Origin of the sequence: Rhodococcus sp. FH8 (assembly GCF_019266085.1) — a bacterium.
GTDB lineage: Bacteria > Actinomycetota > Actinomycetes > Mycobacteriales > Mycobacteriaceae > Rhodococcus_F > Rhodococcus_F qingshengii.
Genome location: NZ_LPNQ01000012.1, coordinates 1 through 1,434, shown reverse-complemented (window position 1 = coordinate 1,434; position 1,434 = coordinate 1). Strand labels below are relative to the sequence as shown.

Annotated in this window: 1 protein-coding gene; it reads left to right on the top strand. The window is 66.2% G+C overall.

What is annotated here, in order from left to right:
• The first annotated feature begins 98 nt into the window (after positions 1-98).
• Positions 99-1,040, top strand: a complete 942-nt coding sequence (locus ATN38_RS00080; protein WP_003941078.1) for a GlxA family transcriptional regulator — start codon at positions 99-101, stop codon at positions 1,038-1,040.
• The last annotated feature ends 394 nt before the right edge of the window (positions 1,041-1,434 follow it).

Genomic DNA, 1,434 nt, shown 5'->3' with positions numbered 1-1,434 from the left:
CCTAGGTGTCGAGGTTTCTTGGTGAAGCGAGTTAAGCGTATGACGAGCAAGGGCATGTGAGAAGTGGCGTATACGGCAGTATTGCTATTGTTCGCGCCATGCGTATCGGACTGATCGCGATCGACGGCTGCTTCGGTTCGGCTGTCGCGTCGGTCATCGACATCGTGCGGGTGGCCGACGGAGCCCGCGGCGATGTCGACCCGCGGATCGACCCGATCGAACTCGCCATCCTCGGACCGAAACGGAGAGTGACCACGACGGCATCGATGACCCTGTCGGTGGACCACCCGCTGTCGGAGTCCGCAGAGTTCGACGTGGTCGTCGTCCCTGCGCTTGGAACCCTCACGGCCGCCGCTACCAACGACGCCCTCCAGAGCCGAGATGCTCGTTCGGTCATCGCCTCGCTCGGGCGCCTCGACGACGCGACCACCCGGATCGCCGCGGCGTGCACCGGCGTGTTCGCTGTCGCCGAGACCGGACGGATGCATCATCGGCGGGCGACGACCAGCTGGTTCCTGGGGCCGGAGTTCCTGAAGCGCTATCCGACCGTCGCCCTCGATCTCGACACCATGGTCGTGGTCGACGGGAACCTCGTCACCGCCGGCGCCGCGTTCGCCCACATCGACCTCGCGCTCTCACTCGTGCGATCGATCAGCCCCGATCTGGCCCAACATGTCGCCAAGCTCCTCATCATCGACGAGCGTCCGTCGCAGGCGGCCTTCGTCGCCTACGAACATCTCCGGCACGAGGACCCGATCGTCGTCGAGTTCGAACGCTTCGTGCGCGCCCGCCTGGACGAACCGTTCAACGTCGCCTTCGTCGCGCAGTCGCTCGGCACCAGCCGGCGCACCCTCGAACGACGAGTCCGTGCGGCGCTCAACCTCACTCCGCTCGGCTTCGTCCAACGGCTTCGCATCGAACGAGCTCGGCACCTCTCAGCAACCACGGACCTCACCTCCGCCGAGATCGCGCTACGGGTCGGCTACGCGAACGCCGAGACTCTGCGCTCCCTCCTGCGTAGGGAGCGACGCCGTTCCTGACCTATCGCCATGCCTGTAGCCGGTGTCCTAGTGCTCGACTGGAACCACCTCTCAGCACGTCGCGTCGACGCTCCTGCGTCGCCCCTGGACGACCCACTCGACACGCCCGCAGCACAGGCCATGTGACGTGTCCCGGCTTCCCGGACGGTCGGGGTTGGGTGGCTGTGATGTCGCTGCGTTCTCGTCGAGGGGGTCAGCAGACTCGATCAGGGTCGATTGGGATGAGACGCGAAGGCGGTCAGGTCAGGGCGGCCGAAGCCGGCCGGCGGGGTAGCGTCGGTCACGTCGAGGTCTTTCGGATGGATGGCGTAGGAACCTCCATCGTCGGGAGACCTCGACGTCTACCTGCGGACCGACGCGCCCGGCCGACCTACACCCTCATCTGGGAAGAGCC

Excerpts from the sequence above, each read along its gene's own strand:
- ATN38_RS00080 (WP_003941078.1), top strand. The coding sequence starts at position 99 with ATGCGTATCGGACTGATCGCGATCGACGGCTGCTTCGGTTCGGCTGTC.